At 71.7% G+C, this 13,445-nt stretch carries 14 protein-coding genes; 8 read left to right on the top strand and 6 right to left on the bottom strand.

Features of this window, described 5'->3' with window-relative positions:
* Positions 1-2 precede the first annotated feature (2 nt).
* The 5 genes from ACHUEU_RS00950 to ACHUEU_RS00930 all read right to left on the bottom strand — a co-directional run bounded on the left by ACHUEU_RS00950 (position 3) and on the right by ACHUEU_RS00930 (position 3,870).
* Entirely contained in the window at positions 3-710 is a 708-nt protein-coding gene (locus ACHUEU_RS00950; RefSeq protein ID WP_394214002.1) for a hypothetical protein, read from the bottom strand.
* 250 nt (positions 711-960) lie between these two features.
* Entirely contained in the window at positions 961-2,646 is a 1,686-nt protein-coding gene (locus tag ACHUEU_RS00945; protein ID WP_394214001.1) for a ribonuclease J, read from the bottom strand.
* 221 nt (positions 2,647-2,867) lie between these two features.
* Complete coding sequence (locus ACHUEU_RS00940) at positions 2,868-3,032, bottom strand: hypothetical protein (RefSeq protein WP_394214000.1); 165 nt, start codon at positions 3,030-3,032, stop codon at positions 2,868-2,870.
* The gene (locus ACHUEU_RS00935) at positions 3,029-3,526 is read right to left on the bottom strand and encodes an SRPBCC domain-containing protein (protein ID WP_394213999.1); all 498 of its coding nucleotides are present in this window, start codon (positions 3,524-3,526) and stop codon (positions 3,029-3,031) included. The genes ACHUEU_RS00940 and ACHUEU_RS00935 overlap by 4 nt, the downstream gene beginning before the upstream one ends.
* Positions 3,523-3,870 carry an ArsR/SmtB family transcription factor gene (locus ACHUEU_RS00930; RefSeq protein WP_394213998.1) on the bottom strand — a complete coding sequence of 116 codons (348 nt, stop codon included), beginning with the start codon at positions 3,868-3,870 and terminating at the stop codon, positions 3,523-3,525. The genes ACHUEU_RS00935 and ACHUEU_RS00930 overlap by 4 nt, the downstream gene beginning before the upstream one ends.
* A 664-nt stretch (positions 3,871-4,534) precedes the next feature.
* Between ACHUEU_RS00930 and ACHUEU_RS00925 the strand changes: the two genes are divergently transcribed.
* Positions 4,535-5,338 (top strand): thymidylate synthase, encoded by an 804-nt coding sequence (locus tag ACHUEU_RS00925; RefSeq protein ID WP_394213997.1) that lies wholly within the window; start codon positions 4,535-4,537, stop codon positions 5,336-5,338.
* Positions 5,335-5,943, top strand: a complete 609-nt coding sequence (locus ACHUEU_RS00920; RefSeq protein WP_394213996.1) for a dihydrofolate reductase — start codon at positions 5,335-5,337, stop codon at positions 5,941-5,943. Before ACHUEU_RS00925 ends, ACHUEU_RS00920 begins: the two co-directional genes overlap by 4 nt.
* Positions 5,944-5,946: 3 nt before the next feature.
* Here ACHUEU_RS00920 and ACHUEU_RS00915 read toward each other — a convergent pair whose 3' ends face one another.
* Positions 5,947-6,789 carry a DUF1206 domain-containing protein gene (locus ACHUEU_RS00915; protein WP_394213995.1) on the bottom strand — a complete coding sequence of 281 codons (843 nt, stop codon included), beginning with the start codon at positions 6,787-6,789 and terminating at the stop codon, positions 5,947-5,949.
* Between the two features lie 192 nt (positions 6,790-6,981).
* On the opposite strand from ACHUEU_RS00915, the gene mvk reads away from it, so the two are divergent.
* From mvk to ACHUEU_RS00885, 6 genes are read left to right on the top strand one after another with little or no spacing between them, the layout of a single operon-like run.
* Positions 6,982-7,947 (top strand): mevalonate kinase, encoded by a 966-nt coding sequence (gene mvk / locus ACHUEU_RS00910; protein ID WP_394213994.1) that lies wholly within the window; start codon positions 6,982-6,984, stop codon positions 7,945-7,947.
* Positions 7,944-8,915: a diphosphomevalonate decarboxylase gene (gene mvaD / locus ACHUEU_RS00905; protein ID WP_394213993.1), complete on the top strand. Its 972-nt coding sequence runs from the start codon at positions 7,944-7,946 to the stop codon at positions 8,913-8,915. Before mvk ends, mvaD begins: the two co-directional genes overlap by 4 nt.
* A complete protein-coding gene (locus ACHUEU_RS00900) occupies positions 8,912-10,054 on the top strand; it encodes a phosphomevalonate kinase (RefSeq protein WP_394213992.1) in 1,143 nt (380 codons plus the stop codon). The genes mvaD and ACHUEU_RS00900 overlap by 4 nt, the downstream gene beginning before the upstream one ends.
* Positions 10,051-11,196: a type 2 isopentenyl-diphosphate Delta-isomerase gene (fni, locus tag ACHUEU_RS00895; protein WP_394213991.1), complete on the top strand. Its 1,146-nt coding sequence runs from the start codon at positions 10,051-10,053 to the stop codon at positions 11,194-11,196. The genes ACHUEU_RS00900 and fni overlap by 4 nt, the downstream gene beginning before the upstream one ends.
* On the top strand, positions 11,193-12,254 hold the full coding sequence (locus ACHUEU_RS00890) for a hydroxymethylglutaryl-CoA reductase (RefSeq protein WP_394213990.1): 1,062 nt from the start codon (positions 11,193-11,195) through the stop codon (positions 12,252-12,254). Before fni ends, ACHUEU_RS00890 begins: the two co-directional genes overlap by 4 nt.
* A complete protein-coding gene (locus ACHUEU_RS00885; protein WP_394213988.1) occupies positions 12,251-13,438 on the top strand; it encodes a hydroxymethylglutaryl-CoA synthase in 1,188 nt (395 codons plus the stop codon). Before ACHUEU_RS00890 ends, ACHUEU_RS00885 begins: the two co-directional genes overlap by 4 nt.
* The last annotated feature ends 7 nt before the right edge of the window (positions 13,439-13,445 follow it).

Below are 13,445 nucleotides of genomic sequence, written 5' to 3'. Positions count from 1 at the left end.
CGTCAGCCGGCACGCAGGTGCGCGAGGACCAGGCCGATCGGGATGCTCGCGATGGTCAGGAGCAGCACCGCCCGGTAGGTCCACAGCGCCCAGACCGGGCCCCGCGCGCCCCGGCCCACGGCGCGGATCATCAGCACCATGGTGGCCACCAGGAGCAGGCCGCCGAGGTCGACGAGCAGGGGCGCCGTGAGCAGCGTCCCGCCGATCACCGCGAGGCAGCCCAGGTTCCAGGTGAGGATCTCGGCCAGCAGCGTCCCGCAGGTGGTGCGCCGACCGGCGAGCGCGTGCTGCGCGATGCCCAGTCCCGCCTGCAGTACCCCGCCGACCAGCACCTGGAACGCGGCGGACCACGATCCGTGCTCGAGTCCCAGCGGAGCGGTCACTGCCGCGACCAGGCCACCGGTGATGATCCAGAGGCCGGCCAGTGCACGGAAAGCCAGGTCATCGCGGCGCCATGCGTCGGCCGCCGTGCGAGGCTCGAGGGGAGGGGCCATGACGACCATTCTCCCGCACCGGGGACGCGGCCGAGGCGGACGGATCCTGCGTTCATGGTCGCCGGGGCCGGCCAGGGCGTCACGCAGGGTCGCTGCGGCGAGCGGTCCGACGGTGGCCTCCGCCTCCCCGCCCGCACAGGTGATCCAGATGCCCTCGGCGCCCCTCATGACAGTGAGCGCATCACCGTCGGGATCGCTCAGTTCGATGGTGTCCATGACGTCTCCCGGAAGAGGGGCGAGTGCAGCAGCGGCGCGAGCAGGCGAGCTTTCCGGCGAGAGGACGACGGCCCAGTGCGGTTCGACGCCGACGCCGGTTCGGGTGGGCCGGTCGATCAGTCCCTCATCCCAGGTGCCACGTCGAACCGCCGCGTCGGCCCGCACCGACGGCGAAGGCCCCTCCGTCCCGGAGCACGGGAGGGAGGGGCCTTCGTGGTCAGGCGCAGATCAGGCTGCGCTCACCGGTCGCTCAAGCGTCGACCACCACGGCCATGACCGCCGGCTCACGGCGGTAGGTGCGGCGCAGGTAGCTGGTGACGGCCTCGACGATGATCTCCTCGAGCTCGCCGATGTCGTCGATCTTGTCCTGGCGGGCGCGGGCGAGGGCCTTGGACACCTGGGTCTCGGCGCCCTTGAAGGTCTTGTCGTCGTGCACGAAGCCCTTGGTGAGGAACTCCAGCGGCTCGACCGGCTGATTGGTCTTGGGATCGATGAGCGCGACCACGGTGACCACGCCGCCGCCGGAGAGCATGCGACGCTCGGCGAGGGTGTCCTCGGTGGCGGTGCCGATGGTCTGCCCGTCCACGTACACCAGCCCGGCCTCGACCTTGCCGGAGATCTTCGCCTGGCCGTCCACGAGGTCCACGGTCACGCCGTCCTGCGCGAGGACGATGTTCTTCTCCGGCACCCCGGTGCGGCGGGCCAGCTCGGCGTTGGCGTGCATGTGCTTGGACTCGCCGTGCACCGGCATCACGTTCTTCGGACGCACGATGTTGTAGCAGTACACGAGCTCGCCGGCGCTGGCGTGACCGGAGACGTGCACCTTCGCGTTGCCCTTGTGGACGATGTTCGCGCCGAGATCGGTGAGCTTGTTGATGATCCCGTAGATGGCGTTCTCGTTGCCGGGGATCAGCGAGGAGGCCATCAGCACCGTGTCGCCCTCGCCGACCTGGATCTGGTGGTCGCCGTTGGACATGCGGGCCAGCGCCGCCATCGGCTCGCCCTGCGAACCGGTGCAGATCAGGGTGATCTTGTGATCGGGCATCGACTGGATCTTGCGGAAGTCGACGACCAGGCCCTTGGGGATGTTCAGGTAGCCGAGGTCGCGGGCGATCGCCATGTTGCGCACCATCGAGCGGCCCACGAACGCGACCTTGCGGCCGTTGGCGTGGGCGGCGTTGAGCACCTGCTGGATGCGGTGGACGTGGCTGGCGAAGCTGGAGACGATGATCCGCCGGGGCGAGGAGGTGAACACCTGGTCGATCGCCGGGTTCAGATCCCGCTCGGACATCGTGAAGCCGGGGACCTCGGCATTCGTGGAGTCGGTGAGGAACAGGTCCACACCCTCCTCGCCGAGCCGGGCGAAGGAGCGCAGGTCGGTGATGCGGCCGTCCAGCGGGAACTGGTCCATCTTGAAGTCACCGGTGTGCAGCACGGAGCCCGCCTTGGTGCGGATCATGATGGCCAGCGCATCGGGGATCGAGTGGTTGACCGCGACGAACTCGAGGTCGAACGAGCCCGCCTTGTGCTTCTGCCCCGCCTCGACCTGGATGGTCTTGGGGGTGATGCGATGCTCCTTGAGCTTCGCGGTGATGAACGCCAGCGTCAGCTCGGACCCGATGACGGGGATGTCCGCCCGCTCCTTGAGCAGGTACGGGACACCGCCGATGTGATCCTCGTGGCCGTGCGTGAGCACGATCGCCTCGATGTCGTCCAGGCGGTCCCGGATCGAGGTGAAGTCCGGCAGGATCACGTCGATGCCGGGCTGGTGCTCCTCGGGGAAGAGCACGCCGCAGTCGACGACCAGCAGCTTGCCGGCGTGCTCGAACACGGTCATGTTGCGGCCGACCTCGCCGAGGCCGCCGAGGGCGGTGATGCGCAGGCCGTTCTTGGGCAGGCGCGGGGGTGCCGTGAGCTTGGTGCGGGGAGAGGGCATGGGGAGTTTCTCTATCGTCGAAGGGTCAGATGCTCAAGTCTCATGGTGTGACGCGCGCGTCGCCGGGGCTCGCAGCAGCGGTCACACCCTTCACGGTACGGCAGGACGGCCCCATTTCCGCATCCATGCCGGATTGACCACGTTCGAGTCGGCGACTTCGCGTCGGCGACTCAACGGCATATCGACCCCAATGCTCGCCGGCACCCCACGTCAGGAGCCGCTCACGGGGGCGCGAAGCGGCACCTGGCATGGGATGGGCCGGGGCCCGCCCGACGCACCGGGGTGCGCACCTCCCAGCCGGTGACGCCACGGACCACCTCGGAGAACCGCCCGGCGATCGCGCGGTGCTTCTGGGCCGGCGGCAGCTGTGGGAGCGGGGCGCTCATCGCGTGCCCGCCTCGGCCAGCAGGGCGTCGAGGGCGGCGTAGCCCTCGTGGATACCGACCTCCATGTCACTGGCGAGCATCTGGTTGCGCCCCTCGAACGAGTCGAAGAGCGATGTGGCGTGCAGCCGCGTCCACCCCTGGCCGAGGTCCTCCACCCGCAGGGTCTCCAGGGAGACCCCCTCGGGCCAGCCGTCGAAGGTGAAGGTCTGGACGATGCGGTCCTCGGTGACGTCGTGGAAGCTGTTGTGGAATGAGTACTCCTCGCTGTCGGGTCCGATATTGGTGAACGCCCAGGCGCCCCCGGTGCGGGCATCCCAGTGGTCGATCCGGGTCGAGAGCTCCTCGGGCCCGACCCACTGCGCGTAGAGCTCGGGATCGGTGTGCGCCCGCAGGACCTGCGCCGGTGCGGCGCGGAAGTCGCGGGTGAGGCGGATCAGGGGGACGTCGGCGTCGGCCTCGATGGTCGCGGTGGTGAGTCGTTCGGTGGTGGTCATGGCAAGCGCTCCTCGGAATCCGTGCTGCGGAGGTGATGCAGGACGCCGTCGAGGCGGGACATGCGTGCCTCGGCGGCTCGGCGGTGCCGGTCGATCCAGTGGGTCAGCTCCGCCAGCACCTCGGATTCGAGGTGCACGGGGCGCCGTTGGGCGTCGCGTCGGCGGGAGACGAGCCCGGCCGATTCGAGGACCGCGAGGTGCTTGCTCACGGCCTGCAGGGACATGTCGTAGGGGGCGGCGAGCTCACCGACGGTGGCGTCACCGAGGGTGAGCCGGGAGACCAGGTCTCGCCGCGTGGGATCAGCGAGGGCCGCGAAGGCCCTCGAGAGGCTGTCGTCGTCCATCCCTCCCTTTCTCAACGTCTTGGTTGATGACGGGAACGCTACGCCGCCTCGCGGCCGTCGTCAACCCTTTGGTTGAATGCCGGCTTTCACCATGCCGTCGACCAACGAAGGGCTACGCCTGACGGGTTCGACGCGAGGGCAGTGCCAGGAGTGGGAGCCGGGCCCGGCGAGCACGAGAAGGCGGGCCCACGGGTGGACTCCGCGCCCGGCGAGCCGAGACCTGCCTACTCGCGCCGCCAGTGCTTCCCCGACTGCTCCGCCACCACCCGGTAGGCCTCGGTGACGTGGCCCCGGAGGTCGACGAACGCCGGCGGTGTCGCGATGCGGGTCGCCGGCAGGCTCACCGACCTCAGGGGGTGAACGCTCGCCCTCATCGGATCGGCCGCGCTGATGCTGGAGGGATCGCTGATCCGCGCCCTCGGGGACTCGCCGGCGCCCGTCCTGGTCGGCCTCGGCGCTCGTCTGACAGGGGCATCCTTCCCCCACCGCGCGACCTCGCTGACCCGCGGGAGGACCGGGGGCCAGGAGAGCGAGCTGCGGCACGGGCCCCGTCGGACGCACGCGCGGCGCGACGGTGCGAGAATCGGACCATGCCCAGATGCTCCGCCTCCTGCCACCGGTGCCACCGATCCCGTCTCCGCCACCACTGCGGGGGGATGACGCGATGAGCATCCCCACCCCGTACGAGGACCTGCTGCGGGAGGTCCTGGAGACCGGGCACGCCAAGGGCGACCGCACCGGCACCGGCACCCGCAGCCTGTTCGGGAAGCAGCTGCGCTACGACCTCTCGCAGGGCTTCCCGCTGATCACCACCAAGCGGGTGCACACCCGCTCGATCATCCTCGAGCTGCTGTGGTTCCTGCGCGGGGACACCAATGTGCGCTGGCTGCAGGAGCGGGGCGTGAGCATCTGGGACGAGTGGGCCGACGCGGACGGCGCGCTCGGCCCGGTGTACGGCGCGCAGTGGCGCTCCTGGCCGACCCCCGACGGCGGAGTCATCGACCAGATCACGGACGTGGTCGAGCAGATCCGCACGAACCCCGACTCGCGTCGGCTGATCGTCTCGGCCTGGAACCCGGCGGACATCCCCGCCATGGCGCTCGCCCCCTGCCACGCGCTGTTCCAGTTCGAGGTGCACGACGGGAAGCTCTCCTGCCAGCTGTACCAGCGCAGCGCGGACCTCTTCCTCGGGGTGCCCTTCAACATCGCCAGCTACGCACTGCTGACCCACCTGGTCGCCCAGCAGACCGATCTCGCGGTGGGGGACTTCGTCTGGACCGGCGGGGACTGCCACATCTACGACAACCACGTCGAGCAGGTCACCCGGCAGCTCTCGCGCGAGCCCTTCCCCTATCCCACCCTGTCGCTGACCCGGCGCCCGGACTCGATCCTCGACTACGAGCTCGAGGACATCGAGATCGTGGGCTACCAGCACCACCAGGGGATCAAGGCCCCCGTCGCGGTATGAGCAGGGACGACGACACCGCACCCGCCCCGCCACAGATCGGACTGATCTGGGCCCAGGCCCGCGGGGGCGTGATCGGCGCGGATGGCACCATGCCCTGGCACCTGCCCGAGGACCTGGGGCACTTCTCCCGCACCACGACGGGCTCGCCCGTGGTGATGGGCCGGCGCACCTGGGAGTCCTTCCCGTCGCGGTTCCGGCCGCTGCCCGAGCGCACGAACATCGTCATCACCTCGGACGACACGTTCGCGGCCGCCGGGGCGGTGCGGGCCCGGGACCTGGAGGACGCACTGCGCCTGGCCGATGAGGCGCTGGCGGCGGGACACTCCCCCACCGTCCCCGGGAACCGCGACGCGCCGGGCACCCCGACCCGGGGCTCCGCGACAGGCGCGATGATCTGGATGATCGGCGGCGGCCGCGTGTACCGGGAGGCGATGGCTCTGGCAGACCTGCTGGTGGTCACCGAGATCGACCTCGAGGTCGAGGGGGACACCACCGCCCCGGCCATCCCCGAGGATTTCTCCCCCGCGGCCCCCGAGGCAGCGGACCCCACCTGGTGCAGTTCACGCACCGGCCTGCGCTTTCGGATCCTGCGCTACCGGCGCTGAGCGTCACCTCGGTGCGTAGCGCGCACGCAGCATCGCGAAGAGGCCGTAGAGGAGGAGCCCGGCACCGACCACAGCGAGCGCGACCCCGCCGGCGGGGAGCGCCGCGATGGCCTGCAGGGCCCCGTCGAGCCCGGTCGCCCTCTCCGGATCCGCCCCGAGAGCGGCCCAGCCGAACATCAGGCCCACGGCCAGCAGCGCGATGCCCTTGCCGATATAGCCGAGCACCCCGGTGACGACGATCGCGCGGGCGATCTGCTGTCCTTCAGGCACCCGCAGGTCGTCCCCGAAGCCGCGGCTCGCTCCCTTGTACACGTGGAAGCAGCCGATGCCGAAGACCACCGCAGCCACCACGACGACCGCGATACGGCCGCCAGCACTGCCCATCAGGCCCGCGGTCAGCTGGGAGGTCTGCTGGCCGGAGTCGGTGCCGCCCCCGGCCGCGAAGCGCAGGGCCGTCACCGCGAGCGCCGCGTAGACGACCGCCTTGCCGAGCGTCGTGACGACGTGGCCGATCCGCGTCGCGGCGCCTCGCTTCCACCGCGCCCCGAACCAGGCCTCGGCCAGGTGCCAGAGCACCAGCGCCACCATCGCGATCCCGCCGATCCACAGCACGATGTTCCCACCCGGCGCGGAGGCGACGGCCTGCAGGGCGCCGGACTGATCGGCATCCTGCGAGGAGCCGCCGAACGCCATGCGCAGGGTGATCACCCCGATCAGCACGTGCACCAGACCGCTCATCACGAAGCCGCCGCGAGCGACGGCCTGGAAGACCGGATGCCCAGCGACGTCCTCGGCGGCGTCCTCGACGTTCTCGGCGCCGTCACGAGCACTCTGCAGGGATCCCATGGCTGAACTGTAGAACGTCGCAGGGGTGACCGGACCCGATCATTCCTATGCACATTTCGTGAGGGTCCCGTGAGAATCGCCCGGGAGACATCGCGTCGCGCACATTCATGCTCCATGCTGGCCATGGCGTTGAGACCATGGGCGCCGACGTTCTGCACGTGACGCACTCCCGAGACAGGTTCACGAGGGCCCTTGACCACACATACCCCCGCCTCGATGCACGCCCTCGTCGTCCTCGGCACGGGGCGCGCTCACGCGAAAGCGATCCTGCTGGGGGAGCACTCGGTGGTCTACGGCGCGCCCGCCGTCGCGGTGCCGGTCAGCAGCCTCACGACGACGGCGACGCTGCGCCCGGCGATCGGCTCCCTGATCTCCTGCGCCCTCTACGAGGGGCCCTCGTCGGCCGCACCCTCACACCTCGCCCCGGTGCAGGCGGCCTGGCGCGCCGCCTCGGCCCACGTCGGCCTCGGCACCGAGGGTCTCGAGCTCGCCGTCGAGTCCGCGCTGCCCATCGCACGAGGGATGGGATCCAGTGCCGCGACCGCCGCCGCGATCGTGCGCGCGGTGGCCGACGCCGCGGACACTGTGCTCGAGGCGACGGAGGAGCACGAACTCATCCAGGAGGCCGAGCGGGCCGCCCACCTCACCCCCAGCGGCATCGACGCCCGCACGGTGGTGGCCGAGACGCCGCTCCGCTTCGAGGGAGGCACCTTCCAGCCCCTGTCCGTCGCGGCACCCTTCGCGCTCGTGATCGCGGACACCGGTCGGCCCGGCGCCACCTCCGCGGCCATCGCCTCGGTGCGTTCGCTGCGCGAGCGCGAGCCCGCCGCGACCGACGCCGCGATCGCGCGTCTGGGGGACCTGGCCGAAGGATGCGTCACAGATCTGGCCACCGGGGGGCACGCGGAGCTGGGCCTTCGACTGCGCGCGGCCCACGAGCTGCTCGTCGGGCTCGGCGTGAGCAGCCCGGAACTGGATACCCTGGTGCAGGCGGCACACGCCGCCGGCTCCCCCGGTGCCAAGCTCACCGGCGGCGGTCAGGGCGGGTGCATCATCGCCCTGGCCCCCTCCGTGGCCGCGGCCGGGCCGCTCGCGCGCGAGCTCGCGGAGGCCGGAGCGGCGCAGGCATGGACGACGATCATCGGAGGGACGGCATGAGAACAGCGACGGCGCGCGCGCACCCCAACATCGCGCTCGTGAAGTACTGGGGAAAGCGCGACGAGGAGCTCATCCTGCCCGCCGCCGGCAGCCTCTCGCTCACGCTCGACGGCTTCGCGACCACCACCACGGTCTCGCTCGATCCGTCGGCCGCCGAGGACCGTTTCACCCTCAACGGCGCCGAGGCCTCCCCCACGCAGTCCGAGCGCGTCACGCGCTTCGTCGATCTGGTCCGCTCACGCGCCGGCTCCTCCGCTCGCGCCGTCATCCGCTCCCGCAACGAGGCGCCCACCGGAGCGGGGCTGGCCTCCTCCGCCTCGGGCTTCGCCGCCCTCGCGGTCGCCGCCGCCACCGCCTATGGACTCGAGCTCGACCGCGCGGACCTCAGCCGCCTCGCCCGCCGCGGCTCCGGCTCGGCGACCCGCTCCCTGGTGGACGGCCTGGCGATCTGGCACGCCGGTGACGATGACGCCTCCTCCTTCGCCGAGCCGATCGACGGCCCGGCGATGAGCATGGTCATCGTCACGATCGACGCCGCGGAGAAGTCCGTCTCCAGCCGTGAGGCGATGCGCCGCACCGCGGCCACCTCCCCCTACTACGCGGGCTGGGTCGATTCCACCGCGCACAGCCTGCGGGAGATGACCGCGGCCTGCCGCGCCGGCGACTTCACCCGCGTCGGGGAGATCACCGAGCTCAACGCCCTGCGCATGCATGCGGCGATCGAGGCCTGCGAGCCGCCGATCCGCTACCTGCGCGCCGGCTCCGTCGCCGTGTTCGATGCGGTCGAGCAGCTGCGCGCCGACGGCATCGAGGCCTTTGCGACCGCCGATGCCGGACCCAACGTCGTGGTGATCTCCCGTCCCGCGGACGCCGCGGCCGTCGCCGAGCGTCTCGGTGGCCTCGGCGCGGTGCGCGTCGTCGGCGCCGGGCCCGGAGCCCACCTGCTCCCCGAGGAGGACTGCGCATGATCGTCACCCGCGCGCCGGGCAAGCTCTTCATCGCCGGGGAGTACGCCGTCGTCGAGCCCGGGGAGCCCGCCGTCCTCATCGCCGTCGACCGCTTCCTCACCGTCCGCCTCACCCCCAGCGATGACGTGGGTCGGGTGCATTCGCGCGAGTACGGGCAGGCCCCGGTGGTGTGGACCCGCGCGGAGGGGTCGACGAACCCGGTGAGCATCGTGCTCGAGCACCACCCCTACGACTATGTGGTCAGCGCGATGACGCTGATGGAGCGCCTGCGCGATGAGCGCGGCCTGCCCGGCCACTACTTCGACCTGCACATCGAGTCCGACCTCGACGACGCCTCGGGACGCAAGTTCGGTCTGGGCTCCTCGGCCGCGGTGACCGTCGCCGTGGTCGCCGCCCTCGACCGGTTCTACGGCATGGGGCTGACGCGGACCGAGCGCTTCCGCGTCGCCCTGCTGTCCACGATCATGCTCGCCCCCGATGCCTCTGGCGGGGACGTGGCCGCCTCCACCTTCGGCGGCTGGATCCGCTACACGGCGCCCGACCGGGTCACGCTGCGCGAGAGTCTCGAGCGTCACGGCGTCACGAAGGCCCTGACCTCCCCCGGCTGGTCCCCGCACCGCGTGGACCGCCTGCCCGACCCCACCTCGCTCGAGCTGCTGGTGGGCTGGACGGGCTCCCCCGCCTCCACCGAGCGGCTGGTGGGCGGGGTCCGGCCCCACAGCGGGCGCTCCGCCAGCCCCTACGAGAGCTTCATCGACGAGAGCCGGGGGTGCGTCGACGCCCTGGTCGAGAGCCTGCGGGCCGACGACGGACCCCGCGCTCTCGAGGTGATCTCCCGCGCCCGCCGACTGCTGCAGCACCTCGGCGAGACCAGCGGGATCCGCATCGAGACGGACGAGCTGCGCCTGCTGTGCGACCTCGCCGAGCAGCACGGCACCGCCGGCAAGCCCTCCGGGGCCGGAGGCGGGGACTGCGGCATCGTGCTGGCACCCGCCGATGCCCCGCTGGGCGCGCTGCTGTCGGCCTGGGAGAGCCACGGCATCCGCCGGCTGGACATGTCGGTGCAGCACGCCGAGGACGCGACCGCGGAGCTCGACGAGTCCGCCGGGCTCCGCGCGGGCGCGGAGGTGCGGCGATGAACGCGCCGATCAGCCGCAGCGGGCAGCGCAAGGATGATCATCTGCGGCTCGCCCAGGAGCAGCAGTCGGCCCCGCCCGTCCGCAACGACTTCGACGAGGTGCAGCTGGTCCATCACGCGCTCGAGGGCCTGGACGCCGATCGGGTGCGCCTGGACGTGGAGGTGCTCGGACACGCCTGGAGCGCCCCGCTGTACATCAACGGCATGACCGGCGGCACCGAGCGGACCGCCCGGGTGAACCGGGCGCTGGCGATCGCCGCCCGCGAGACCGGCATCGCGATGGCCTCCGGCTCCGTGGGCATCGCCCTGGACGATCCCTCGACCGCACCCGGTTTCCGAGTGATCCGCGAGGAGAACCCCGACGGCTTCGTGATGGCCAATCTCGGCATCGGCCGCAGCGGCGAGGAGGCCCGACGCGCCGTGGAGCTGCTCGGGGCCGACGCCCTGCAGATCCACCTCAACGCCGTCCAGGAGACGGTGATGCCCGAGGGCACCCGCGACTTCTCCCGCTGGCCGCACGCGCTCGAGGAGGTGGTCGCCGCCTCCCCGGTCCCGGTGCTGGTCAAGGAGGTCGGCTTCGGCCTCAGCCGCCGCACCCTGAGCCGCCTGCACGACATGGGCGTGCGGATCGCCGACGTCAGCGGCGTCGGCGGCACCGACTTCGCGCGGATCGAGAACGCGCGCCGCCCCGGCGAGGACTACTCCTTCCTGGCCGGGCACGGCCAGTCCGCCGTGTGCAGCCTGCTGGACGCCCCGGACCCCGCGCCGCTGCTGCTGGCCAGCGGCGGGGTCCGCACCCCGCTGGACGTGGTGAAGTCCCTGGCCCTCGGCGCGCGCGCCGCGGGCGTCGCCGGCGTCTTCCTCCGGGCCGCCTACGACGGCGACCCCGCGCATGCCACCGCCGTGATCCGGGGCTGGCTGTCCCAGCTCACCGAGCTGCTGGCCCTGTTCGGGGCCGACTCGCCCGCCGCGCTGAGCCGCACCGACCTCCTGCTGCGCGGTCGGGTGCGCGAGTTCTGCGAGCTCAGCGGGCTCGACCCCGCCTCCTTCGCCCGCCGCGGCGACTCCGGGACCGGCACCGGCCCCGCCTCCGACCCCCTCCCCACTGCGGCGACCTCGCCGCGATCCAGGACCACGACATGAGCGCACACCCCGCCCCGCACTCCACCCCGGTGCCCACCCAGTGGGTGGGTCCGATCCGCCTGTCCGGCAACGCCGCCACCGGCGAGGTCGAGGTGCCGCTGGCCACCTTCGAGAGCCCGCTGTGGCCCTCCGTCGGCCGCGGCGCCAAGGTCTCCCGCCGGGTCGAGGGCGGTATCACCGCCACCCTCATCGACGCGCGGATGGCACGCTCGAGCCTGTTCGTCGCCACCGATGCCGCCGGCGCGCATGCCGCCGACCAGGTCCTGCACGCGCGGCTCGACGACCTGCAGGCGACCGTGCAGGCGAGCAGCCGCTTCGCCCGGCTGATCGACCTGCACTCCGAGATCGTCGGGAATCTGCTGTTCGTGCGCTTCGCCCTGACCACCGGTGACGCCTCGGGCCACAACATGGTCACCAAGGCGGCCGAGACGCTGATGGAGACCATCCTGTCCTGGGACCTGGGGCTCGAGTACGGCTCCATCTCGGGCAACTACTGCACCGACAAGAAGCCCAGCGCCGTCAACGGCGACCTGGGCCGGGGCCGCCGCGTCGTCGCCGACATCCTCATCCCCCACGAGGTGCTCGAGACGACCCTGCGCACGAGCGCGCAGCGGATGGTCGACCTGGTGGTGCGCAAGAACCTGGTGGGCGGGACCGTCGCCGGCTCGCTGCGCTCGGCCAACGCCCACTACGCGAACATGCTGCTGGGGATCTACCTGGCCACCGGCCAGGATGCGGCGAACATCGTCGAGGGCTCCCAGGGCATCACCTTCGCCGAGGAGCGCGAGCAGGGGCTGTACTTCTCCTGCTCGCTGCCGCATCTGATCATGGGCACCGTGGGCAACGGGAAGCACCTCCCCCAGGTGGAGGAGGCGCTGGAGCGCCTGGGCTGCCGGGAGCAGCGCGCCGAGGGCGAGAACGCCAACCGGCTCGCGGCGATCACCGCCGCGACCGTCCTGTGCGGAGAACTGTCGCTGCTGGCGGCGCAGACCAACCCGGGAGAGCTGATGACCGCGCACGTCGCCATGGAACGACGAGCCGCACGGGGTGAGGCATGACGACGATCGGCATCCATGACCTCTCGCTGGCGACGGCGCACCACGTCGTCGACCTCGCCGAGCTCGCCGAGGACGCGGGCGTCGACCCGGCGAAATACCATGTCGGGCTCGGCCAGGACCGCATGAGCGTCCCGGCGGCCGACGAGGACATCGTCACGATGGGCGCCGAGGCCGCGCTGCCGCTGCTCGAGCGGCACGGCACCGACGGGATCCGCACGCTCCTGTTCGCCACCGAGTCCGGAGTGGACCAGTCGAAGTCGGCCGGACTGTTCGTGCACGAACTGCTGGGGCTGCCCCACACGATGCGGGTGGTCGAGTTCAAGCAGGCCTGCTACGGCGCCACCGCGGCGCTGCAGTCCGCACTCGGCTTCGTGGCCCGCAACCCGGAGGAGCGGGTGCTGGTGATCTCCAGCGACGTGGCCCGCTACCAGCTGGAATCCGCCGGGGAGCCCACGCAGGGCGCCGGCGCGGTGGCGATGCTGGTCGCGGCCGATCCCGCGCTGCTCGCGATCGAGCCGATCTCCGGCGTCGCCGCCCGCGACGTCGACGACTTCTGGCGCCCCAACGACTCCACCACGGCGGTCGTGGACGGCCGGCTGTCGCTGAGCGCCTACCTCGGTGCGCTGACCACGGCGTGGGACGACTTCACCGCGGCGGGCGGGGTCGGGATCGATGAGATCGACCGCTTCTGCTTCCACCAGCCCTTCACCAAGATGGCCCGCAAGGCGCTCGCGGGACTCGCCCAGCACACCGGGACCACCCTGCCCGACGAGCTGCAGGAGGCGACCTTCGCCTACAACCGTGAGCTCGGCAACACCTACACCGCCTCGCTCTACGCGGGACTCGCCTCGCTGCTGGATCACGACGACGACCTGGCCGGTACGCGGATCGGCCTGTTCAGCTACGGCTCCGGGGCGGTCGGCGAGTTCTTCACCGGCATCGTCCAGCCCGGGTACCGGCAGCGACGTCGGCGCGAGAGCATCGAGGCCCGGATCGCCGGGCGCGTCCGCCTGGAACTGCCCGCCTACCGTGAACTGCACGGCGCCGAGCATCCCAGCGACACCGAGTGGGAGGCTCCGTCGGTGACCGCGGGACCGTTCCGCTTCGCCGGCATCCGCGACCGGGCCCGACGCTACGAGGCCACGCAGCTCGACGCCGCGCAGCCGCCGGGCCGACGGGACTGAGCGGGCG

It is taken from the genome of Brachybacterium vulturis (assembly GCF_043641765.1).
Taxonomy (GTDB): Bacteria; Actinomycetota; Actinomycetes; order Actinomycetales; family Dermabacteraceae; genus Brachybacterium; species Brachybacterium vulturis_A.
This window is presented reverse-complemented; position numbering and strand designations above follow the sequence as displayed.

Coding starts and splice junctions, on each gene's coding strand:
- ACHUEU_RS00930 (WP_394213998.1), bottom strand. CDS start 3,870: ATGGACGACGACAGCCTCTCGAGGGCCTTCGCGGCCCTCGCTGATCCC.
- ACHUEU_RS00890 (WP_394213990.1), top strand. CDS start 11,193: ATGAGCGCACACCCCGCCCCGCACTCCACCCCGGTGCCCACCCAGTGG.
- ACHUEU_RS00885 (WP_394213988.1), top strand. CDS start 12,251: ATGACGACGATCGGCATCCATGACCTCTCGCTGGCGACGGCGCACCAC.
- ACHUEU_RS00925 (WP_394213997.1), top strand. CDS start 4,535: ATGAGCATCCCCACCCCGTACGAGGACCTGCTGCGGGAGGTCCTGGAG.
- ACHUEU_RS00940 (WP_394214000.1), bottom strand. CDS start 3,032: ATGAGCGCCCCGCTCCCACAGCTGCCGCCGGCCCAGAAGCACCGCGCG.
- ACHUEU_RS00935 (WP_394213999.1), bottom strand. CDS start 3,526: ATGACCACCACCGAACGACTCACCACCGCGACCATCGAGGCCGACGCC.
- ACHUEU_RS00950 (WP_394214002.1), bottom strand. CDS start 710: ATGGACACCATCGAACTGAGCGATCCCGACGGTGATGCGCTCACTGTC.
- ACHUEU_RS00900 (WP_394213992.1), top strand. CDS start 8,912: ATGATCGTCACCCGCGCGCCGGGCAAGCTCTTCATCGCCGGGGAGTAC.
- ACHUEU_RS00915 (WP_394213995.1), bottom strand. CDS start 6,789: ATGGGATCCCTGCAGAGTGCTCGTGACGGCGCCGAGAACGTCGAGGAC.
- mvaD (WP_394213993.1), top strand. CDS start 7,944: ATGAGAACAGCGACGGCGCGCGCGCACCCCAACATCGCGCTCGTGAAG.
- ACHUEU_RS00945 (WP_394214001.1), bottom strand. CDS start 2,646: ATGCCCTCTCCCCGCACCAAGCTCACGGCACCCCCGCGCCTGCCCAAG.
- fni (WP_394213991.1), top strand. CDS start 10,051: ATGAACGCGCCGATCAGCCGCAGCGGGCAGCGCAAGGATGATCATCTG.
- ACHUEU_RS00920 (WP_394213996.1), top strand. CDS start 5,335: ATGAGCAGGGACGACGACACCGCACCCGCCCCGCCACAGATCGGACTG.